18 protein-coding genes and 1 pseudogene are annotated in these 21965 nt (G+C 63.0%); 12 read left to right on the forward strand and 7 right to left on the reverse strand.

The genetic code is table 11. The features are described 5' to 3' along the window. The 3 genes from RX328_RS04000 to RX328_RS04010 form a co-directional block, all read right to left on the reverse strand. The gene (locus RX328_RS04000; protein ID WP_213248679.1) at positions 1-1188 is read right to left on the reverse strand and encodes an alpha/beta fold hydrolase; all 1188 of its coding nucleotides are present in this window, start codon (positions 1186-1188) and stop codon (positions 1-3) included. Positions 1189-1538: 350 nt separating this feature from the next. After that, on the reverse strand, positions 1539-3083 hold the full coding sequence (locus tag RX328_RS04005) for an acyl-CoA synthetase (protein ID WP_213248677.1): 1545 nt from the start codon (positions 3081-3083) through the stop codon (positions 1539-1541). Between the two features lie 156 nt (positions 3084-3239). Then, positions 3240-4412, reverse strand: coding sequence for an acetyl-CoA C-acetyltransferase (locus RX328_RS04010; RefSeq protein WP_213248675.1), 1173 nt, complete (start codon positions 4410-4412; stop codon positions 3240-3242). 144 nt (positions 4413-4556) lie between these two features. Here RX328_RS04010 and RX328_RS04015 point away from each other — a divergent pair, with 144 nt between their 5' ends. The 8 genes and pseudogenes from RX328_RS04015 (at position 4557) to RX328_RS04050 (ending at position 13860) form a co-directional block, all read left to right on the forward strand. Then, on the forward strand, positions 4557-5225 hold the full coding sequence (locus RX328_RS04015; RefSeq protein ID WP_213248673.1) for a TetR family transcriptional regulator: 669 nt from the start codon (positions 4557-4559) through the stop codon (positions 5223-5225). Between the two features lie 69 nt (positions 5226-5294). Beyond that, the gene (locus tag RX328_RS04020) at positions 5295-6053 is read left to right on the forward strand and encodes an SDR family NAD(P)-dependent oxidoreductase (protein ID WP_213248671.1); all 759 of its coding nucleotides are present in this window, start codon (positions 5295-5297) and stop codon (positions 6051-6053) included. A 212-nt stretch (positions 6054-6265) separates the two neighbouring features. Then, positions 6266-7072: an enoyl-CoA hydratase/isomerase family protein gene (locus tag RX328_RS04025; protein ID WP_213248669.1), complete on the forward strand. Its 807-nt coding sequence runs from the start codon at positions 6266-6268 to the stop codon at positions 7070-7072. Between the two features lie 42 nt (positions 7073-7114). Then, the gene (locus RX328_RS04030) at positions 7115-8986 is read left to right on the forward strand and encodes an AMP-binding protein (RefSeq protein WP_213248667.1); all 1872 of its coding nucleotides are present in this window, start codon (positions 7115-7117) and stop codon (positions 8984-8986) included. 110 nt (positions 8987-9096) lie between these two features. After that, entirely contained in the window at positions 9097-10224 is a 1128-nt protein-coding gene (locus RX328_RS04035) for an acyl-CoA dehydrogenase family protein (protein ID WP_213248665.1), read from the forward strand. Between the two features lie 119 nt (positions 10225-10343). Then, a complete protein-coding gene (locus RX328_RS04040) occupies positions 10344-11591 on the forward strand; it encodes an acyl-CoA dehydrogenase (RefSeq protein ID WP_213248663.1) in 1248 nt (415 codons plus the stop codon). A gap of 150 nt (positions 11592-11741) precedes the next feature. After that, on the forward strand, positions 11742-12986 hold the full coding sequence (locus RX328_RS04045) for an acyl-CoA dehydrogenase (RefSeq protein ID WP_213248661.1): 1245 nt from the start codon (positions 11742-11744) through the stop codon (positions 12984-12986). 173 nt (positions 12987-13159) lie between these two features. Further along, positions 13160-13860 (forward strand): annotated as a pseudogene (locus RX328_RS04050) (nitroreductase). Positions 13861-13993: 133 nt separating this feature from the next. On the opposite strand, the gene RX328_RS04055 reads toward RX328_RS04050, so the two are convergent. The 3 genes from RX328_RS04055 to RX328_RS04065 all read right to left on the reverse strand — a co-directional run bounded on the left by RX328_RS04055 (position 13994) and on the right by RX328_RS04065 (position 17196). After that, positions 13994-15628, reverse strand: a complete 1635-nt coding sequence (locus RX328_RS04055) for an ankyrin repeat domain-containing protein (protein ID WP_213248659.1) — start codon at positions 15626-15628, stop codon at positions 13994-13996. A gap of 231 nt (positions 15629-15859) precedes the next feature. After that, positions 15860-16114, reverse strand: a complete 255-nt coding sequence (locus RX328_RS04060) for a hypothetical protein (protein WP_213248850.1) — start codon at positions 16112-16114, stop codon at positions 15860-15862. Positions 16115-16410: 296 nt separating this feature from the next. Next, positions 16411-17196 carry an enoyl-CoA hydratase/isomerase family protein gene (locus RX328_RS04065; RefSeq protein ID WP_213248657.1) on the reverse strand — a complete coding sequence of 262 codons (786 nt, stop codon included), beginning with the start codon at positions 17194-17196 and terminating at the stop codon, positions 16411-16413. Positions 17197-17468: 272 nt separating this feature from the next. Here RX328_RS04065 and RX328_RS04070 point away from each other — a divergent pair, with 272 nt between their 5' ends. Both RX328_RS04070 and RX328_RS04075 read left to right on the forward strand, forming a co-directional pair. Next, positions 17469-18134, forward strand: coding sequence for a Crp/Fnr family transcriptional regulator (locus tag RX328_RS04070; RefSeq protein WP_213248655.1), 666 nt, complete (start codon positions 17469-17471; stop codon positions 18132-18134). 17 nt (positions 18135-18151) lie between these two features. Continuing rightward, positions 18152-19036, forward strand: coding sequence for a DUF6537 domain-containing protein (locus tag RX328_RS04075; RefSeq protein WP_213248653.1), 885 nt, complete (start codon positions 18152-18154; stop codon positions 19034-19036). 90 nt (positions 19037-19126) lie between these two features. On the opposite strand, the gene RX328_RS04080 is transcribed toward RX328_RS04075, so the two are convergent. Further along, positions 19127-20524 (reverse strand): TAXI family TRAP transporter solute-binding subunit, encoded by a 1398-nt coding sequence (locus RX328_RS04080; RefSeq protein ID WP_213248651.1) that lies wholly within the window; start codon positions 20522-20524, stop codon positions 19127-19129. Between the two features lie 417 nt (positions 20525-20941). On the opposite strand from RX328_RS04080, the gene RX328_RS04085 reads away from it, so the two are divergent. Both RX328_RS04085 and RX328_RS04090 read left to right on the forward strand, forming a co-directional pair. Beyond that, positions 20942-21295: a DUF3307 domain-containing protein gene (locus RX328_RS04085; protein WP_213248848.1), complete on the forward strand. Its 354-nt coding sequence runs from the start codon at positions 20942-20944 to the stop codon at positions 21293-21295. Positions 21296-21477: 182 nt separating this feature from the next. Further along, on the forward strand, positions 21478-21882 hold the full coding sequence (locus RX328_RS04090; RefSeq protein ID WP_213248649.1) for a hypothetical protein: 405 nt from the start codon (positions 21478-21480) through the stop codon (positions 21880-21882). Positions 21883-21965: the final 83 nt, after the last annotated feature.

Raw genomic sequence — 21965 nt, forward strand, 5'->3', positions numbered from 1 at the left:
TCAATTGCTGGACCCGTCCCGGCTGGCCTTTGTCTTTGCGTTGCCCTTTGCCCCTCGCAGGAATTGCACCAGCAACCAACTCACTTGGTTAGGCTGTTCCTGCTGCACCCAGTGGCCCGCGCCATCGACGAGATGGCAGCCGATCATGTTGGTGCAGGCCTTCGATTGCATCGCTTCATAGACGCCGGGGCGTTGATAGGTGCCCCAGTCCTGCTTGCCCGAGATGAACGCAGAGCGCACGTCGATGGTGCAGCCCGACCATAACTGCAATTCCGGCGTGAACGCGCCCGAGGTGCCGCAGCGATACCATTGCAGCCCGCCTTGGAATCCGTTGCGCTCGTACTCGGCGCTGTAGAAGGCAAGCTCGCTGTCGGGCAGCCATTTGTTGGCGGCGATTTCGGCGGCCGACGGCATTTCCTCCGCGACGGTGGCGGCCATGTCCTTGGCGAGGTCCATCACATAGTAAGTCGGCAGCTTCGCGATCTCTTCCGCGGTCCAGGATTTGAGCGGGTAGGGCTTGTTGTCTTTCCAGTCCGCGCTCTTGTAATGGTAGTAAGCGCGCAGGAAATCATGCACGCCCTGCGGCGCGCGGTGCATGTCCTCATTCGCCTCGCGTGTCGAGTAGTACCACTGGTAATGCTTGCGTGGCCGCGGCAGCGCCGCGAGCTCGCGATGGATGGGGTCCTCGGCAACAGGCTTGGCCGGCCCATCCACTGTGTTGAACGGTAGCGAGGGCGGGCCGCCGAACGGCGCGCTCATCATGACGACCGAGCGAAACACGTCGGGGCGGATCAGCGCGCACCACGCCGCCACCGACGAGCCGAAATCATGTCCGATCACGGCATCGACCTCGCGATACCCGAATGCCGATACCAGCCCAAGCATGTCGCGCACCAGATTGGGGAGCCGGAACGAGGCGAGGTCGCCGTCATAATCCGGGTCCCATCCGGTGGTGCGGCCATAACCGCGCTGGTCCGGCGCGATCACGTGATAGCCGGCTTCCGCAAGGACAGGCATTACCTTGCGCCAGGAGAAGGCGAGTTCGGGAAAGCCGTGCAGCAGCAGCACGCAGGGCCGGCGGCGGGTCTCGAAGCCGGCTTCGAGCACATGCATGCGCAGGCCGTTGATGCCATCGACGTAGCGGGAGCGGATCGTGGAGGGGAGCGGGATATCGGGGAGGGTGGGCATGGTGGCTTCGCCTTTCTTCCTCTCTCCCCCTGTGGGAGAGGGTGGACGCGATGCGCAGCATCGCGGACGGGTGAGGGGTTGTCTCCGCGGAGAGAGACCCCTCATCCGCCTTCGCGTTCCGCGAAGGCACCTTCTCCCACAAGGGGAGAAGGGAAGGAAGGACGAAAGAAAAAAGACAAGCCGGGCATGACGTGCCGAGACTTGCGTGCCCCGGACGCAGCGCAGCGCTCTCGGGATCGCGCTTCGCGCGACTCCGGCGGTGCGCTGCGTCGCCGGGGCCTATCTGGCCGCTCGTGGGTCCCGGCTCTGCGGCACAGCGTCGCCGCCGCGCCGCGTCCGGGACAAGAGAATTACGCCTTCGCCGCCGCCTTCGGCCAATACCTGTCCCGCAGGTGCCGCTTCACCAGTTTCCCGGTTGGCGTGCGCGGCAACTCTGCCTCGAAGTCGACGCTCCTCGGGCATTTGATCGGCGACAAATGCTTGCGGCAGAACGCGATCAGTTCGGCCTCGAGTTCCTTGCCGGCCTTGGCCATGTCGTGCGGCTGCACCACGGCCTTGACCTCTTCGCCCATTTCCTCGTTCGGCACGCCGAACACCGCGACGTCGGAAACGGCAGGATGCGTGATCAGGACGTCCTCGGTCTCCTGCGGGTAGATGTTTACCCCGCCCGAGATGATCATGTAGCTCTTGCGGTCGGTGAGGTAGAGAAAGCCTTCGGCGTCGAGATAGCCGACGTCGCCGAGCGTCGACCAGCCCTTGGCGTTGTAGGCCTTCTTGGTCTTCTCGGGATCGTTGTGATAGGTGAAAACAGGCGCGTCGGCGAAATAGACCGTGCCGATTTCGCCGACCGGCCGTTCCTCCTCGTTCTCGTCGAGGATCTTCACCTTGCCGACCACCGCGCGGCCGACGGTGCCGCGATGGGTCAGCCATTGCTGCGAGTTTGAAACCGTGACGCCGTTGCCTTCGGAGCCGGCGTAATATTCGATCAGGATCGGTCCCCACCACTCGATCATCTTGGCTTTGACATCGACCGGGCAGGGCGCTGCGGCGTGAATGGCGCCCTTCAATGACGAGACGTCATAGCGATTGCGCACCTCGTCCGGCAATTTCAGCATGCGCACGAACATGGTCGGCACCAGCTGCGATTGCGTGACCCTGTATTTCTCGACCAGCCTCAAGAATTCCTCGGCGTCGAAATGTTCCATGATGATGGAGGTGCCGCCGAGCGTGATCGCCATCATGTTGAAGCGCAAGGGAGCTGCGTGATAGAGCGGCGCCGGCGACAGATAGATGCTGTCGGACGACATGCCGCACATGTCGGCGCAGAGAATTTTCAGGAGCGGGTTCGGCACGTCGATCGCCTTGCCCTCGAACTCCTTTTTGATGCCCTTGGGCCGGCCGGTGGTGCCCGAGGAATACAGCATGTCATAGCCAGCGACCTCGTCCGTAATCGGCGTCACCGGCATCGCGATCGCTTCCTTGTCGAAGGAGCGGAAGCCGGGCGCCGGCTCGTCGACCATGAAGAACAGCGGCTCGCCGGGTTCGCCCTTGATCAGGCCCTTGACCTTGTCGGCGCATTGCGGCGTGGTGATGAAGACCTTGGCGCCGCAATCCTTCACGATATAGGCGATCTCCTCCTCCGTGAGATAGCGGCTGATCGCGGTGTAATAAAGGCCCGAGCGCTGCGCCGCCCAGCAGATCTCCATGAATGCGAGGCGGTTTTCCATCAGGAAGGCAATATGGTCGCCGGCCTTCAGGCCGAGCGAACGGAACAGATGCGCGCCCTGGTTCGAAAGCTCGTCAAGCTCGCGATAGGTGATCGCCTTGCCGGTCCCGGCCATCTGATAGGCGATCTTGTTCGGCGTGTTGCGGGCGTGGACGGACGGGTGGGTCATTGTGATGCTTCGGCTCCGCGCTTGATGTGGCGTTCCCCGGATGCTGCGCAGCGCGCAAGCGGTGCGCTGCTGATCCGGGGTCCATTGGGGCACGAATGGGTCCCGGCTCTGCGAAGCAGCGCTTGCGCGCTGCATCGCGTCCGGGACACGTGAGACTTACAGCCTTTCCACGATTGTCACGTTCGCCATGCCGCCGCCTTCGCACATGGTCTGCAGGCCGTAGCGCTTGTTGTTCTGCTTCAGCGCGTTGACCAGCGTGGTCATCAGCTTGGTGCCGGAGCCGCCGAGCGGATGGCCGAGCGCGATCGCGCCGCCATTGACGTTGAGCCTGTCAGGATCGGCGCCGGTCGTCTTCAGCCACGCCACCGGCACGGCCGCGAAGGCTTCGTTGACCTCGAACAGGTCGATGTCGTCGATCGACATGCCGGCTTTCTCCAGCGCGCGTTTGGTGGCGTGCAGCGGCGCATCCAGCATGATCACGGGATCGCCGCCCATCATGGTCATGTGATGGATGCGCGCCAACGGCTTCACGCCGAGCGACTTCAGGCCTTTCTCGTTGACCACCAGCACGCCGGAGGCGCCGTCGCAGATCTGGCTGGCGCTGGCGGCGGTGTGCTTGCCGTTCTCGGCAATCAGCTTGACGCCCTTGATGCCGTCGAGGCTGGCGTCGAAGCGAATGCCTTCGTCGATATGGTGGGTGTCGGTCGAGCCGTCGGCGCGGGTGATCTGCAGCGGAACGATTTCATCCTTAAACTTGCCACCTTGCGTCGCGGCAATCGCGCGCTGATGGCTGTTGTAGGAGTATTCGTCGAGCTGGTCTTTCGAGAGCCCGTACTTCTCCGCCATCATTTCCGCGCCGGTGAACTGGCTGAACACGATGTTCGGATATTTCGCCTCGATGCCCGGGCTCTTGTAGTGACCAAAACCGTTCTTGGCCGGCAGCGACGAAGCAAGCCCCATCGGCACCCGCGTCATCGATTCCACGCCGGCGGCGATCACGATGTCCATCGAGCCGGCCATCACTGCCTGCGCCGCAAAATGCAGCGCCTGCTGCGACGAGCCGCACTGCCGGTCGACCGAGGTGGCGGGCACGCTCTCGGGCAGCTTCGAGGCCATCACCGCGTTGCGAGCGATGTTGTTGGACTGTTCGCCGGCCTGCATCACGCAGCCCATGATCACGTCCTCGATCTGGGCCGGGTCGACGCCGGAGCGGTCGACCAGCGAATTGAGCACGGAAGCGGCGAGATCGGCCGGGTGCCAGCCTGCGAGACGTCCGCCCTTGCGGCCACCGGCAGTGCGTGCGGCGGCGACGATATAGGCCTCGGCCATGTCTGTTCTCCCTGAATGTTGTTGTGGCTTGGAAAGATGGGCCGGATTTAAGGGGGGCAGCGGGATTTAGTCAATCAATCAATTAACTCTTGAGTGCAGCCGCGGCATGCGCTTATGTGCGGCCCGGATCTCCGGCAGGCAGGAATGGGATCACCCTTGAATACCAGCGTACCGACCAGGCTCCCGAGCGGCAAAAATACAACCGCCGAGAAGCTGCTTGTGGCGGCGAGCGAGCTGATGATCGAGCGCGCCTCGATCGAGGTATCGCTGTCCGACATTGCGCAGAAGTCGGGCGTCAACGCAGCGCTGGTGAAATACCACTTTGGCAACAAGGACGGGCTGCTCTTGGCGCTGCTGGCGCGCGACGCCGCGACCGAGATGTCGCAACTCGAATACCTGATCAGCCAGCCGATCTCGCCGACCGCCAAGCTGCGCCTGCACATCGGCGGCATCATCCGCGCCTATCACCAGTTTCCCTACATGAACCGGCTGATCCACTACCTCCTGCACGAGAGCAGCGCGGAAGCCGCCGACCAAGTCTCGCAATTCTTCGTCGCGCCGCTATTGGACTTCCATCGCCGCCTGCTCGCCGAAGGCGTCAAGGCCGGCGAGTTCCGCGATATCGATCCGGTGCTGTTCTACACCAGCCTGATCGGCGCCTGCGATCACCTGTTCTTCGGCCGCCACGCGATGTCTCGCGCGACCGGAGTCGGCCCGGTCACCGACGAAGTCTGCCGCGACTACATCAAGCACATGGAAGCGCTGATCTGCGGCGGCATGTTGAATGGGCGAATAGCAGCGAATAGCGAATGAATCCATTCGCCACTCGCTATTTGCCATTCGCCAACTAGAGAAGAAAACATCCAAGGAAAGGCTCTCAAAATGCAGTTGAAAGACGTTGCCGTTCTCATCACCGGCGGTGGCTCCGGCCTAGGGGCCGCGACCGCCCGCGCCATGGCCGCCAAGGGTGCCAAGATCGGCGTGCTCGACCAGAACAAGGAGAATGCCGAAAAGGTCGCGGCCGAAGTGAAGGGCGTAGCCCTTCATGCCGACGTCACCAGCGAGGAACAGATGAAGGCGGCGATCGCCAAGGCGGAGGCTGCTCATGGTGTCGCTCGCGTGCTGATGAACTGCGCCGGCATCGGCGGCTCGCAGCGCGTGGTCGGTAAGGACGGCGTCTACCCCCTGGAAAAGTTCGTTCGCATCATCAACGTCAACCTGATCGGCACCTTCAACGCGCTGCGCCTGTTCTCCGAGCGGCTCGCTACCGCGCCCCCCGTCGGCGAGGAGCGCGGCGTCATCATCAACACCGCGTCCGTTGCGGCCTATGAAGGCCAGATCGGCCAGATCGCGTATTCTGCCTCCAAGGGCGGCATCGTCGGCCTCACGCTGCCGGCGGCGCGCGATCTCGCCAGCTTGAAGATCCGCGTCAACACGATTGCGCCCGGCATCTTCTTCACGCCGCTGCTGATGGGGCTGAACGAGGAAGCTCGCAAGAGTCTTGGCGCCCAGGTGCCGCATCCGGCCCGTCTTGGCGAGCCCGACGAATACGGTGCGCTCGCGGTGCACATCGTCGAGAACGCGATGCTCAACGGCGAGACCATCCGCCTCGACGGCGCCATCCGCATGGCGCCGCGGTAGGGCTCCCTTCTTCCCTCATGTCCGCCGAAGCCTTCAGGCGAAGGGGGATGTGGGAGAAGGTGACTTCGCGAAGCGAAGACGGATGAGGGGTTCTCTCTGGCTGGCAACCCCTCACCGCATCGAATGCAGGGCTAACGCCGGTGCTGCCCTCTCCCACAAGGGGAGAGGGCGCAGCAACGGGCGCCGCAATCCGTGGATGCAGGGAGCGCCTCGTGACTCAACCGCTGCTGATCGAACATCGTGACGGGGTTGATTGGGTCACGCTCAATCGCCCGGACAGCCTCAACGCGCTCGATCGCTCGTTGATCGACGCGCTCAATACCTATTTCGAGGGCCTGCAGCGCAACCGTTCGACGCGTGTCGTGGTGCTGAAGGGTGCAGGCAGCGCGTTCTGCGCCGGGCTTGATCTGAAACACGCCATGCAGCGCCGCGCCGGGCAACAGGAGCCGCCCGGCGTGACCGAATCGTTGGATTCGCAGCGCCGCATCGCCGACATCGTGATGCTGATGCGGCGCTGCCCGCAGCCGATCATCGCGCTGATTCAGGGCGCGGCTGCCGGCGGCGGTTTTGCGCTGGCGCTCGCTGCCGATATCCGGATTGCCACCAAATCCGCGCGGATGAACTGCGCCTTCATCAAGCTCGGTCTCGGCGGCTGCGACATCGGCACCTCCTATTTCCTGCCGCGCCTGGTTGGCGTGTCGGTCGCCTCCGAACTGATCCTCACCGGCCGCTTCATCGGCGCCGAGCGCGCGCTCGCGGTTGGCCTCGTCTCCGAAGTCGTCGAGGAAGGCGGGCTCGATGCCGCAGCCGAGCCTTACGTCGAGGCGATGATGACGGCCTCGCCCGTGGCCTTACGGCTCTCCAAGGAATGCCTCAACATGAGCGTCGATGCCGGCTCGATCGAAGCCGTGATTGCGATGGAAGACCGCAATCAGGTGCTGTGCAGCCGCTCGGAAGATTTCAACGAAGGCATCAGGGCCTTTCTCGAAAAGCGAAAGCCTGTCTATATCAGGCGGTGATGACAAGATCCGCAAAAGGACAAGAATTCCGGGAGACGCAATATGAGTGGGAGTGCAGCGAAGGTGCTGACAAAGCCGGCCTTCCGCAAGATCGAGTGGCTGCCGCGCGACATCGCGGTCGAGCGTCGCCCAGACGGCGTCATCATCCTGAAGTCGCGCATTCCGCTGCAGGCTTACGAGAAGCATATTCCGGCATCGCTGGCAAAATGGGCCAAGCAAGCGCCCGAGCGCATCTGGCTGGCGCAACGTGGCGGCCCGGAGCGGCAGTGGCGGAAGGTCTCTTATGGCGACGCCAAGCGCATCGTCGACGGATTGACACAGGGCCTGCTCAATCTCGGCCTCGCAGAGGGCCATCCCGTTGCGATCCTGTCAGGCAATTCGATCGAACACGCGCTGATGACGCAAGCTGCGATGCAGGCGCGCCTGCCGGCAGCACCGGTGTCGCCGGCTTATTCGCTGATGAGTCAGGATCATCTCAAGCTCAAATACCTCTTCAACCTGATCAAGCCGGCGGTCGTGATGGTGCAGGACGGGCCGGCCTTCGAGAAGGCCTTGAAGGCGCTCGATCTCACTGATGTCACCGTCGTGCATGTCTTGCGTCCTTGCGACGGCATCAAGAGCGTATCCTTTGCCGACCTTGCGGCCACGCCGGTGACGAACGCGGTCGAGGAGTCAATTGCGAAGATCACGCCTGACACCATCGGCAAGCTCTTGTTCACCTCGGGCTCGACCGGCATGCCGAAGGCTGTCATCAACACGCAGGAGATGATGTGCGCCAATGCGGCGATGATGATGCAGGTGCGGCCGCGCGATCCGAACGGGCCACTCGCCACCGTGCTTGACTGGATGCCGTGGAATCACACCATGGGCGGTAACGCCGCGTTCAATCCGATTCTGATCGATGGTGGCACGCTCTATATCGATGACGGCCGGCCGATGCCGGGTCAGTTCGAGGAGACCATCAAGAATCTGCGTGAGGTGTCGCCGACCTATTATGCCAACGTACCCGCCGGCTATGCCGCGCTGGCCGCTGCAATGGAAAAGGACGACGCGCTGTGCCGCAGCTTCTTCAAGAACCTGACCGTGATGGCCTATGGCGGCGCGCGGCTGCCTGACGATCTCTACGACCGCATGCAGGCGCTGGCGGTGAAGACCACCGGCGAGCGCATCGTGTTCTACACCGGCTGGGGCTCGACCGAGACCGCGCCGACGTCGACCGGCACCTATTGGGACACCGAGCGCGTCGGCCTGATCGGCCTGCCGTTTCCCGGCGTCGAATTGAAGATGGTGCCGTGCGGTTCGAAATACGAATTGCGCCTGCGCGGCATCAACGTCACGCCGGGCTATTTCGGCCAGCCTGAATTGACGAAGAAGATGTTCGACGAGGAAGGCTTTTACTGCATCGGCGATGCCGGCGTGTTCGTCGATGAGAACGATCCGCTGCAGGGCATCATCTTTGCCGGCCGCGTGGTCGAAGACTTCAAGCTCACGACCGGCACCTTCGTCCATGTCGGCTCATTGCGCACCGATGCCATCGCGGCCGCGACGCCGGTGGTGCATGACGCGCTGGTTACGGGGCAGGACCGTCCCTTCATCGGGCTCTTAGCCTGGCCCAATCTGCATGCCTGCCGGCAGATCGTCGGCAACCCGGATGCGACGTTTGAAGATGTTGTCAGGCATCCCGAGGTGATCGCCTGCTTGAAGCGCGGGTTGGAAGCGCACAACGCCTCCGCCACCGGCAGCAGCATGCGGATTGCCCGCGCCATGCTGATGGCCGAGCCGCCCTCGATCGACGGCAACGAACTCACCGACAAGGGCTACATCAACCAGCGCGCCGGCCTCGAACGCCGCGCCGCGCTGGTGGAGAAGCTTTATGCCGACAAGCCGGGAGACGACGTAATCATTTTGAACTGATCGTAGGATGGGTAGAGCGCAGCGAAACCCATCATTCGAAGCCAAAAATTGATGGGTATCGCTTCGCTCCACCCATCCTACAGAGCCATTACCAACGCGAGTAACACGCCATGAACTTCGATTTCTCCGACGAACAAAAACAGATGCGCGACGCGGCGAGAAAATTTCTTGCCGAAAAGTGCCCGCCGAAGGCCGTGCGCGAGGTGCTCGACGGCAAGTCGCCGTACGACAAGGAATTGTGGAAGGGCCTCGCCGAGATGGGTTTTCTTGGCGTCGCGATCCCGGAAGAATTCGGTGGCGCCGGCGCGGGCCATCTCGAGCTCTGCGTGATCGCGGAAGAGATGGGCCGCGCGAATGCGCCGGTGCCGTTCTCCTCCACGGTCTATCTCGCCGCCGAGGCGCTGCTGCTGGCCGGCTCCGATGCGCAGAAGCAGAAATGGTTGCCGAAGATCGCCGCAGGCGAGGCGATCGGCACGCTGGCGCTGTTCGAGGGCAAGGGCAATCCGTCGCCGAAGGCGATCAAGCTGCAGGCTTCCGGCGGCACGCTCAACGGCATCAAGAAGCCGGTGCCGGATGGCGCGATTGCCGATTTCGCTGTGGTCGCCGCGCGCACCGGTTCGAGCGGGCGCGATTCCGATATCTCACTGTTCCTGGTCGACCTGAAGGCCGGCGGCGTCGAGGCGAAGCCGCTGACCAACATCGATCCGACCCGTGGCCAGGCCGAACTCATCTTCAAGAATGCCAAGGTCGAGCCGCTGGGAGCTGCTGGCGAGGGCTGGAGTATCCTCACGCAAGTGCTCGACCGCGCCGCGGTGCTGCTCGCGTTCGAGCAGGTCGGCGGCTCCGACCGTGCGCTCGAAATGGGTCGCGACTACGCGCTCGACCGTATCGCGTTCGGCCGGCCGATCGGCTCGTTCCAGGCGGTGAAGCACATGCTCGCCGACATGTATGTCTCGGCAACGCTGGCGCGCTCGAATTGTTATTACGGCGCGTGGGCGCTCTCGACCAACGCGTCGGAATTGCCGGAAGCCGCTGCAGCCGCGCGCATCAGCGCGACGCAGGCGTTCCAACACTGCTCCAAGAACAACATCCAGGTTCATGGCGGCATGGGCTTCACCTGGGAGTTCGACTGCCACATGTACTACCGCCGCGCCAACACCACCGCGCTGACGCTCGGCAGCCTGTCATACTGGGAAGATCAGTTGATCGACCGCATGCGCAAGAAGAACGCGGCATAAGGCACCTGTAGGATGGGTAGAGCGAAGCGAAACCCATCATCACACCGGCCGAGAAGGAGATGGGTATCGCTTCGCTCCACCCATCCTACGAAGCCGGAACGCGATCGAGGATTGAGAACATGAACTTCGACGACACACCGCAGGAAGCCGCGTTCCGCGCCGAGGCCCGCGCATGGATACAAGCCAATGCGCCGAAGCAGTACGAGGAAGAACTTCGAAAATCCTCGCTCGGCCGCACAGTGCTGAAGGGCGCCAACATTCTCGAGGTCGCAAAGGCCTGGCAAAAGAAGAAGGCCGATGCCGGCTGGGCCTGCCTGCACTGGCCGAAGGAATATGGCGGCCGCGGCGCCTCGCCGATCGAGCGGGTGATCTGGCAGCAGGAAGAGGGGCCGTTCGGCAAGCTCAGCGGCATGTTCATCATCGGCCATGGCATGTGCGGGCCGACCATGATGGCCTATGCCGGCGAGGAGCAGAAGCGCAAATATCTGCCGCCGCTCGCTTCCGGCGAAAAAATTTGGTGCCAGCTATTCTCCGAACCCGCCGGCGGCTCCGACGTCGCAGGGCTTCGCACCCGCGCCGAGAAGAAGGGCGACGACTGGATCATCAACGGCCAGAAGATCTGGACCTCGGGCGCGCATTATTCCGATTACGGTATCCTGCTGACGCGCACCGATCCCAATGTGCCCAAGCACAAGGGCCTCACCATGTTCTTCCTTGATATGAAGAGCCCGGGCGTCGAGGTGCGGCCGATCAAGCAGGCCAGCGGCCAGTCCGACTTCAACGAGGTCTACTTCACTGACGTGAAGATCCCGGACTCGCAGCGGCTTGGCGCCGTCAATGACGGCTGGAACGTTTCGCTGACGACGCTGATGAACGAGCGCATGTCGATCGGCGCGGGCGTCGCGACAGGCTTTCCGGAACTGTTCGAGTTCTGCAACGGCCTGATGCTGGAGAATGGACCCGCGATCGAGGACCGCAACGTTCGTTCACGTCTTGCGAACTATGCGGTGAAGGCGAGCGGCCTGAGATATACCAGCATGCGCGCGATCTCGGCGCTGTCGAAAGGCGAGCGGCCCGGACCGGAAAATTCCATCGGCAAACTGGTGGCGGGATCGATGGTCCAGGAAGTCGCGATGTATGCGCTCGACCTGCAGGGCGCCGCCGGCGCGCTGAGCGGGCCCGACGACGCCGAGGTCGCCGGAAAATTCCAGGCGATGCTGCTGCGCGCGCCGGGCACCCGCGTCGAAGGCGGCACCGACGAGATCATGCGCAACATCATCGCCGAGCGCGTGCTTGGCTTGCCCGGCGATATCCGCGTCGACAAGGACGTGCCGTTCAACCAGATCCCGACCAAGGGACGCGCATAGAAATGAAGGCCCTCATCCTGAGGAGCGGCGCATGCGCCGCGTCTCGAAGGATGAAGGCCCGGCTGGTGGCCTCATGGTTCGAGACGCGCTTCGCGCTCCTCACCATGAGGGTAAAGAACGATGCAAGATTAGAAAAATGAGAGGTCCGCCATGAACTTCGACGATACCCCGCAGGAAGCGGAATTCCGCAGCCTGGCCCGCAAATGGATCGACGCCAATGCGCCCAAACAATACGAGGCGGAGCTGTCAAAATCCTCGCTCGGGCGGATCCGGCTGGAGAAGGAAGACATCGTCGATGTCGGCAAGGCGTGGCAAAAGAAGAAGGCCGAAGGCGGCTGGGCCTGCCTGCACTGGCCGAAGGAATATGGCGGCCGCGGCGCCAGCCCGATCGAGAAGGTGATCTGGCAACAGGAAGAGGGCGTCTACGGCAAGCTGACGCAGCCGTTCCAGATCGGCGAGGGCATGTGCGGCCCGACCGTGATGGCGTTCGGCAGCGAGGAGCACAAGCGTCACTATCTGCCAAAACTTGCTTCCGGCGAGCACATCTGGTGTCAGCTCTTCTCCGAACCGGCCGGCGGCTCGGATGTCGCGGGGCTGCGAACGCGCGCGGAAAAGCAGGGCGACAACTGGATCATCAACGGCCAGAAGATATGGACCTCGGGCGCGCATTATTCCGACTACGGCCTGCTGATCACGCGCACCGATCCCAACGTGCCCAAGCACAAGGGCCTGACGATGTTCTTTCTGGACATGAAGAGCAAGGGCGTCGAGGTGCGGCCGATCAAGCAGGCCAACGGCATGCAGGAATTCAACGAGGTCTATTTCACCGATGTCGTGATCCCCGACAGCCAGCGGCTCGGCGCGGTCGGCGATGGCTGGAACGTGTCGCTGACCACGCTGATGAACGAGCGGATGTCGATCGGCTCGCGGCTCGCGACCGGCTTCCCCGAGATGTTCGAATTCTGCTCTAACCTGATGACCGATGACGGGCTCGCGATCGACGATCCCGCGACGCGCTCAAAACTCGCGAGTTGGGCGGTGAAGGCGAGCGGGCTGAAATACACCAGCTACCGCGCCATCTCCTCGCTATCGAAGGGCGAGCGGCCGGGCCCGGAAAACTCCATCGGCAAGCTGGTGTCGGGTTCGATGCTGCAGGACATCGCGACCTATGCGATGGACCTGCAGGGCGCGGCCGGCGCGCTGACGGGCGCCGATGAGGAGGCGGCGCGCGGCCAGTTCCAGCAGATGCTGTTGTCCTCGCCCTCGATGCGCATTGCCGGCGGCACCGACGAGATCCTGCGCAACATCATCGCCGAGCGCGTGCTCGGCCTGCCCGGCGACATCAGGGTCGACAAGGACGTGCCGTTCAACAAGATCCCGACCAAGGGGCGGTAGTTCTCGGCCCGGTAAACTCTCGCGTCCCGGACGCGGTGCAGCGTGTCCCGGCGATGCGAAGCATCGTCCGATGCGCTGCTCCGCACAGCCGGGACCTACACGCAATTGGCCCCGGCTCTGCAGCGCACCGCTCCGCGCTGCGCTGCGTACGGGGCACGAAAGTGAGCAAGGCCATGGATACTGCCGTGAACCAACAAGATCGCATCGACGTGCTCGAGGACCTCCTGAACGAGCGCTACTCCGTTCGAGCTTTCCTGCCGCAGGAGGTGCCGCGCGAGACCATCGAGCATATTCTGAAGGTCGCGCAACGCACGGCGTCATGGTGCAACAGCCAGCCCTGGCAGGTGCTGATCGCCAGCGGCGGTGCCAAGGAAAAGTTTCGCAAGGCGATCTATGCCGAAGCCGCCTCCGGCGCAAAGGACGATCATGATTTCACGCCGCCGCGCGAATATCTCGGCGTTTATCTCGAACGCCGCCGCGAGAGCGGTTTTCAGCTCTACAATACGCTCGGCATCGCCAGAGGTGACAAGATGGCCTACGCCAAGCAGGCGCTGGAGAACTACAATTTCTTCGGCGCCCCCCGCATGTCGCCATCATCCACACCGACGAACCGCTCGGCATCTATGGTGCGGTCGATTGTGGCGCCTATGTCTCGAATTTCATGCTGGCCGCACAGGCGCTCGGCCTCGGCACCATTCCGCAGGCCGCATTGGCGCGGCATTCCGGATTGATCCGGCGTCACTTCAAGCTGGCAGATGATCGTCGCGTGGTCTGCGGCATCTCCTTCGGCTATGCTGACCACGCCCACAAGGTCAACAGCTACCGCACCTCGCGGGCGAGCGTCGCCGATACGGTCACCTTCGTGGACGAGTAGCTGCCCTTCTCCCCTTGTGGGAGAAGGTGGCGCGAAGCGCCGAATGAGGGGTCTCCATCCGCGGAGACAACCCCTCACCCGTCTTCGCGTCGCGAAGCCACCCTCTCCCACAAGGGGAGAGGGGGAAGAATGTTCAAGCTCCGCGACCTAGCAGCTCCTCGGTGACATCGTCGGAAAACCGCTTCTTGATTCCTGCGACCACCACCCATTCGGGATCGTTGGGGATTGCCGTCGCACCCGGCATGCCATGATCGAGCAGGGCGCGCGCGCAGCCGGCCCAATCACCGCCTTCGACCGGCTCGTTGCAGGAGGCCCATCCCAGCGTGCCGCAGGCATTGTCGCCATGACCATGCTGCTCGCTCCACTCAGCGCCGTGTTCAAGCAGGAAGCGCGTGAGCGCCGCGTCGCCCCGGAACACCGCGAGGTTGAGCGCGGATGCATCCCAGTCGCCGCCGCGCACCGCGATCGGCCAGCCGAGCCGGACCATCAGCTTGACGACGTCATCGGCGCCGGCTGCGGCCATATCGGGCAATAGCCGGAACTGTGCTGCCGGCAACGCGGACGGCAGGTCGGGCCGCCGCGAGCGGATCGCCCGCGCCTCCGTTTCGTCGCCGCGCGCACATGCGGCGACAAAGCGTTCTTCGTCTGAGATATCAGGTTCGCCCTCGCGCAGCAGGGCTGCGACCTCGGACAGTCCGAACTGCAGTGCCAGCCTGTAGGCACTGATGCCGTCAGCGGTTGGTCGCAACCGGTCGGCGCCGACCTCCAGCAATGCCTTCACATGGCGCGGGCGCCGGCGGTAGATCGCCCATGCCAAAGGCGAACCCCAATCGGTCAGCGGCTTGTTTCGTGCTGGCTCGTTTGGATCGCCGCCATGCTGCAGCAACAGCTTTAGCGCGCTGTCGTCTTCGAGATCGATCGCGCGGTAGATCGCGTTGCTCTCTGCAATCCGCGCGCCGTGCTCTAGCAATAGCCGCGTGCACGCGGGATTCTCCAATGAATGATAAAGCGATTCGCCGTCATTGGGATCTGCTCCCGCTTCGAGCAGCAATTTGGTCAGCGCCGGATCATGGTTGCTGCCGGCCGCGCCATAAAGCGTCGAGAGCGGATAGCGTTGGTCGGGCGCATTCAGCGATCCAGGCGGCCAGCGGCTGTAGATGTGCTGGTTGGCGTCGGCGCCTGCCGCGATGAGCAATTGCGCGCAGCGATGCAGGCGCTCGCGAAATTCTTCCACGCGCAGCAGGCTCGAATGCGCGACCGCGAACAGCGGTGGCAATCGCAGCGGGCCGCCGGGACGGTTGATCCAGGTCGGATCGGCCTGTGTCGCTCGCCGCAGCGCGTCTTCATCGCCGATCGCGCAGGCGAGATGGGGATCGCCGTCAACAAGTTCGGGATCATCGGTCATGATGCGCAGCGCGACGCGCGGGTTGGCACGGTTGATTGTGCCGCTGACGTCGCCAGAATAGAGAAGCTGAGCCCAGTACAGGACGCGGGCGGCGCGCTCGTTGCGCACAGCCGTCTGTACTTCGACGTAACGCTTCAGGTCGGGCCAGGAAGCAAAGCCGTGCTCGCGCGCGATGCATGATTGCGCGTCGTGCAGGCGAAGATCGAGGGACGCAATATCGCCGTCGCTGCGGCCGGCCGCCGCCGGCAGCGCTTGCCGAAACCGCGCCATCGTCGCCGGGTCGCGGCTTCGATAGAGGCGGATCAATTCCTTGGCTTGTTTCTTCAGATGATCGAGATTCAATCGATCGGGAGACCGGTTCATCAGACACCTCCGTGCATGACATCGCCGACGGCCCGCAATACCGGCTGCACAAAGGCTCTAGATTTCGCTCGAAAGCTGCAAGTGGGTTCAACCCTTCCCGCGGGCCCGGGAGCGGCTTGCACCGCAGGCGCCACAATATGGCTGCAGCGGGCAGGGGTCAACGTACTCAGGCAAGCGGAAAAATCCCGGTCGCTGGCGCGGCCGGGATCTTTCTTACAGAACGCTATTCGATCAGTAGGCGCAGACGTTCACGGTGCGCAGGCGCATGCCACGGCGGGTTTCGACCCAGCGCTGCTGCAGGCAGCCGTTCAAACCGGTGTTGACGTAGACGCCGCCGAAGCCAACGCCGATGGCGGGACCCCAGCCATGGCCCCAATGATGGCCCCAGTGATGGCCGTGGTAAAAGCCGCCGGCGGAAGCGGGCGCTGCAGCGGCAATGGTCAGCGAGGCGGCGGAAATCAGTCCGAGGGTAACCTTGCGAAACATACTCATTTTCTCCAGTTGCTTGGCACGAGGCCGTTGTTGCGTCCCTGCCCATCAGTCGGACCACAGGCGGATTGCGTTCACGCGCAAGGGGGAGAATCGTGTTTCAGGAGTGTTTCGTGTCGCCAAATATCGCGTCCCGGACGCGGCGCAGCGCCACAAGTGCGTTCACGCGCGTCTTCGACGCGCTATGGCGTTGAGCCGCAGCGCCGGGATCCAGCGCCAGGGATCCCGGCATAGCAGCGCATCACGCCGCAAAGTGCGGCGCGCTGCGCAGCATCCGGGGTACGCCCCCCGCTCTAGAACCGCGGCGGCCGCTTTTCTGCGAACGCCTCGATGCCTTCCTTGATCTCGGCGCTACGCATGCTCTCGCGATGGCGCAGGTCGGCAGCCTCTTCGTCGAGCTTGCCGCGGGCGAATTCGTTGATGGCGTGCTTCATGCCGCGCATTGCCAGCGGCGCGTTGCCGGCCAGGATAGCGGCGAGACGATCCACTTCCTCGTCCAGCATCTCGACCGGCGCCATGGCGGTGAGGTACCCGATCCGCAGCATTTCCGGTGCGGTAATCTTCTGCGCGGTGAGAAACAGCATTTTTGCGTTGTCGACGCCGAGCCGGGAAACGTAGCGCTTAATTCCGCTCTTGTAATAATGCAGGCCGAGCCGCGCCGCCGGCATGAACATTTCGGCCGTATCGACGCCGATACGGAAATCGCAGGCCAGCGCCAGATCGGTCGAGCCGCCATAAACGCCGCCATTGAGCCGGCAGATCGTCGGCACGCCGAGATCCTCCAGCCGGTTGACGACGACCTCAAACGCCGATCCTGCGCTCTGTTGTTCCTTCTCGCTGGTCACTCGATCCGCGACCGAATTGAGATCGTAGCCCGCGCTGAAGGCGCGGCCGGTGCCGGTCAGCACCAGCACGCGGATCGCGGGATCAGCCTCGATCCGGTCGAACAGTTTCATGAGTTCGCCGAGGTCCTCGCTCTGCAACCGGTTCAGATGTTTCGGCCGGTTGAGGCGGATGGTGGCGCGCGGGCCGCTGATCTCGAGGATGGGCGCGCTCGCCGTCTCGGCTGTATCGGACATTATTTGCTCCATTGTTCAGCCGTCATCGCCAACACAAGCGTGCCTGCTGCTGGGGAGAGCGTCAACGATGCCCTCGCGCCCGGTGCGCCAGGCGGTCGGGTTCGGGCCATGGGCGGGCTATATGGACGGGAATTTTACCCGGGAATAGTGAGAATCCCGACAAAACGTCGCCTTTTCCTCGTATACCAAAAGGGCCCTGCGGGCATTACGATAGCGGGCGCCGCAGCAGAATCGCGAAAAATCAGTCCCTGAAGAAAATTGGTTGGCCTCCAATGGATACGTCTCATCTGGCACAACACGCGGGAACGGCCGGTGCGCTGTTTGCCACGATCTTCGTGGTTGCCACCACGACGATGAAGACCATGATCCCCTTGCGGGTTTTCGGCATTCTCGCCAACGTCATCCTGATCATCACCGCAATTCCCGCCCGAAACTACCTGGTCATGGTGGTGCAGTTGATCATGCTGCTGGTTAATTCCTATCGGCTGCACCAGATGTTGCAGTTGGTGCGCGACGTCAAAAAATCCGTCAACAGCGACCTGTCGATGGAATGGTTGAAGCCGTTCATGACCGAGCGCCAATGCCAGGCCGGCGAAATCCTGTTCTACAAGGATGAGAAGGCCGAGGACATGCTCTATATCGTCAGCGGCAAGTTCAAGCTGGTCGAATCCGGCATCGTGCTGCCGGTAGGCGCCATCGTTGGCGAGCTCGGTATGCTGTCGCCGTCGAACATGCGAACCCAGACGCTGGAATGCGTCGAATCCGGCCTCATCCTGAGCGTCAGTTACACCAAGGTTGAGGAGCTCTACGTGCAGAACCCGGCCTTCGGCTTCTATTTCCTGCGGCTGGCGAGTGCCCGGCTGTTTCAGAATATTGAAACGCTTGAGCGGCGACTGGCACAGCAGTCTGCGCCGGCAGCCGAGCCGAAACCCGCGTAGAGGCCGGAGCCCAAGGAGTGTCAGACCGCGGTATTCTGTCGTCGTTGCGTTATCTGTTGGCCGATTTCATCGGCGACGATGACGACGAGCCGCCGTTCCTGCCCGAAGGACTGCCGGAGCCGGTGATGGCGGTGGCGAGCGAGGCCATCCATCTTCTCATCGACTATCAGGGCCCGAGCTACGCCCGGCTCTACGTCGACCGGCTGCGGCGGTTCATCGGAAAACGAGGCGTCGACGAAGTGATGCTCGGCGAAATAGCGCGGCTGATGGCGGAGCGCATGAGCTATCAGGACCCGATCCGGATCGCGCAGCTCAAGCTTGCCGAACTGCACGGCCCGGCCGGCGCGTCGGCCGGGTCTGTCGAGGTCAAAAAATTCCGGCTTGAAGAGCTGATCGGCGCACTGCCCGCCGTGATCGCCGAGTACGTGCTCGATGCGCTGGAATGGATGGGGTGGGCGCACAAGCGCGTCTCCATCCGCTTCAGCACGGCAAGCCGCTTTGGCATTCGCCGCCTTAAGATCGAGGCGGGGCTGCGGCGATGGCGGCTGCTTTCGGTGCGCTATGCCAAGGAGAGGGTCTGGGTCGAACGCTGGCTGCACATGATCGACCGCAGCCTGACCAAACAGCCCCAAGCCGCGCCCACGATCATCCAGACCGCGACCATGATCGAGGGCTATGGCGACGTCTATCGGCAGGGCATGGCCGATTGGCACGCGATCATCGACGGGCTTGCCAAGCCGACCTTCGATGGCGTGCTGGCCTTGTCGGATCTCGCCGGCGCAATAGCCGAAGCGCGCGCCGCCGCCTCGCCCGACCCGCGGCAGGCCGCGCTCAAGCGCAAGATCGCGGAGATAAGGGCGCGGGTGTCTGCCGGCGCGGATGCGGCAGTCCCGTCATCCTGAGATTGTAGGATGGGCAAAGCGACTTGTCCGCCGTAGCTCGACGAGCGAAGGCGGAAGCGTGCCCACCATCAGTCATCGTAGAACTTGGCCTTACGCGCTCTGCGCCGTCTTTACGACCACGACCCTGTCGTCCTGCGGATGATGCCGCTTGAGATGTTCGCGGCGCAAGCCGATTTCGTCGCGCACGAATTCATAGCCGAGCTTGAAGGTATCCAGCCCATCACTACTGATGGTGCCGTCGCGCAAGCCGATCACCACGCCGCGCAGGGTCGCTTCCAGCTCGTCCTGCAGTTCGTCGAGCGCGTCGAGAGAGTTGGCGTATTCGATGCGTTCGCCGATATCGAGAATCGCGGTCGCGAGCTGGCTGGCCTTTTCCGGTGCGATCCGGGTGACCTTGGCGTAAATGGCGGCAAAAATCGAGCCGATGATGCTGAGCGCCAATAGCGCCACATACATCAAATCGCTGTAGCGCTCGACAAAGGACTTGGTCTCATCATTGATGTATTCGGCAGCGCCCGGATGCGCCACGACGAAGGCGTCCTTGTCGGTTTCTGCGGGCTCGATCTTTGAGGCGAAGCCGTCGGGTAGCGCAAGCTCGGCCTTGTTCTCATAGATGATCCGCGCAAGGTCGCCCACGGTGGTGGTCGAGAGCTTGGATTGGGCGACCAGTAGCCATTCGAGCCCGATCGTGTCGACGTCTTCCGCAGGGACGGCGGGGGAGGCGGACAGCATGCCGGTCGCCACCGTCTCCTCCGAGATCGCCGGGTACTTCCTCGCGATCGCTTTCGCCGAATCGATCGCATTCAGGGTAAAGCCGCCACGCCTGGCATATTGCTCGTAGCTCTTGTCCTTCACGACCTGCGAAGCGTGCGCGATCCTGATCACGGCGCCGAAGCCTGCGGCGAACAGTTGGTCGAAGGTTGCGCCCGGCGGGGCCATCTGGACCCGCGCCGCCGCGTCCGGAGTGTCGGAGAGCTCGAGAATGTTGCGCACCAGCGCAGCCCCGCTCTCGTTGTCGGCGACGACGGCAATCTTCTTTTTCTTCAGCTCCGCGATGGATTTGATTTTCTTGCCGTTCGGGCTAATCAGCAACAGCAGGTCATGTTCGAGGATCGCCAGCGCGCGGGCGCGGGGCGGAATCCTGGCGTCGGTGCGCAAGATCGCAAGGTTGGCCTCCTTGCGATCGAACTGCGACAATGCCCTGGCATTGTCGCCGTTGGTCACGATCTTGAGCCGCAGCCGCGAGGAATTGTTCTTGAGCACCGCCGCGAGCCGGGCGGCGAAACGTGCCTCGGGGCCATTGCGCTCGCCGACGGCAAATACCAGCGTCTCGGAATTGCGCAGCAGCGTCCGGCCACCCCACACCACGGCGGCGGTCAGGACTAGCGTCAGGATGGAAAACAACAGGATCTGGGTCCGGTTGCTCTTGACGGACCGCAACCGGGGACGCGGCATTTTCGGATGCGCCGTTGGGGCTTCAGCACGCATGGCTCGTACCCGGGTCAGGGACGTATCGCCGCCGGGCTGGGCGCCGCAGGCCGTCCGAATGGATTCGTAAATACCTAGAAAAGAACGATAATTTTGACCACCGGCCAATGATAGCCCGCGCTTACGGGCTTGCAAAGCGCGCCCGCCGGTAACCTTACCCCGGGCCGCGCTGCGCGCCCTTGCCGCAGTATCGCAGTTCCGCCACACCGTGCGATTTTCAGACTACCCACAGGTGCATTCCGCCACAGGAGATGTCATAAATAAAGGCACCGTTCGAATAGTCCGGGTTTGACAAGAACATTGCGCTGACAGCCTAGGCCCCGGTTTTCGCCATCTCGTCAGTCCCAGCAAAGGGCGTCAGCTTTGTTGTTTCCTTCGATGTCGTCCTCGATCCCGGTAGGTGCGCTGGTCGGATGGATGCTGCTTCTCACCGTGAAGCACGTCATTGCCGATTTCGTACTGCAAACTTCCTGGATGGCGATCGGCAAGGATCAAAAGACCGGTTGGGCGCTGCCGCTGCTCGCGCATTGCCTCGTGCACCTTGCGGTATCGCTCGTGCTGATCCTGATCGTCGCGCCGCGATTCTGGTTCGTTGCCTTTATCGATTTTTTCATTCACATCACCGTCGACCGCCTCAAGGGGATCATCGCCTCCCGGTTCGGCGTGACGCTCGAGAACGAGCATCCGTGGTTCTGGACACTGATCGGTGTCGATCAGGCGCTGCACCACCTCACCGGTTTCGGCCTGGCGATCTTCATGGCGGCGAACTGATACCGCGACCGGCGGCATCGACCCGATCCACTTTCGAAATTGCACGCGCATCTACGCTGGCGCGAATCACGTTCCGATTCGTATTCGGGCTCCACTGGCAAGTCCCCCGGAACACTACTGGTGCGGGTGGTTAACTCTTCATTAGAGAATTGCGCGGCATCTTCCGGATAGGGAGAACCGCAATGTTTTCAAGCCGCGACGCCTTCGAGAACGATTTCTGTCCAGTCCGGGACGAGCTGCTGGGCGAGATGTATCGCGCCAATCCGCATGGCCTGTCGCTGCTGGTGGAAAGCGTTTCATCCGACGTCCGCGCCATGCTGGCACTGTTCTGCTACCGCCGCAGCCACCTCCACGCGTTGGCAGTCGCCATCGCGGCGAGCTGCACCGAACGCGAGTTGATCCATTTCGGCGGCCGTGTCGGTTCCACGCTCTATGCGCTGTCGCGCGAACCCGCCGCGCGTTCCGCCTCGTCGTCATCGCACGGCGGCCGCAAGCCGATCACCCTGTCGACCAAGCCGCTCTCGACCTTCAAGCCGATCGAGGATGAGATCGACGACGAAGATTTTGCGGAAGCGGTGACGGCGTAAGTCAGTTCAGCGGGTAGCCCGGGTGAAGCGAAGCGCAACCCGGGGGCTCTCTCGCAACCGGCTCGAGTCGCCCCGGATTGCGC

It is taken from the genome of Bradyrhizobium sp. sBnM-33 (assembly GCF_032917945.1).
Classification (GTDB): domain Bacteria; phylum Pseudomonadota; class Alphaproteobacteria; order Rhizobiales; family Xanthobacteraceae; genus Bradyrhizobium.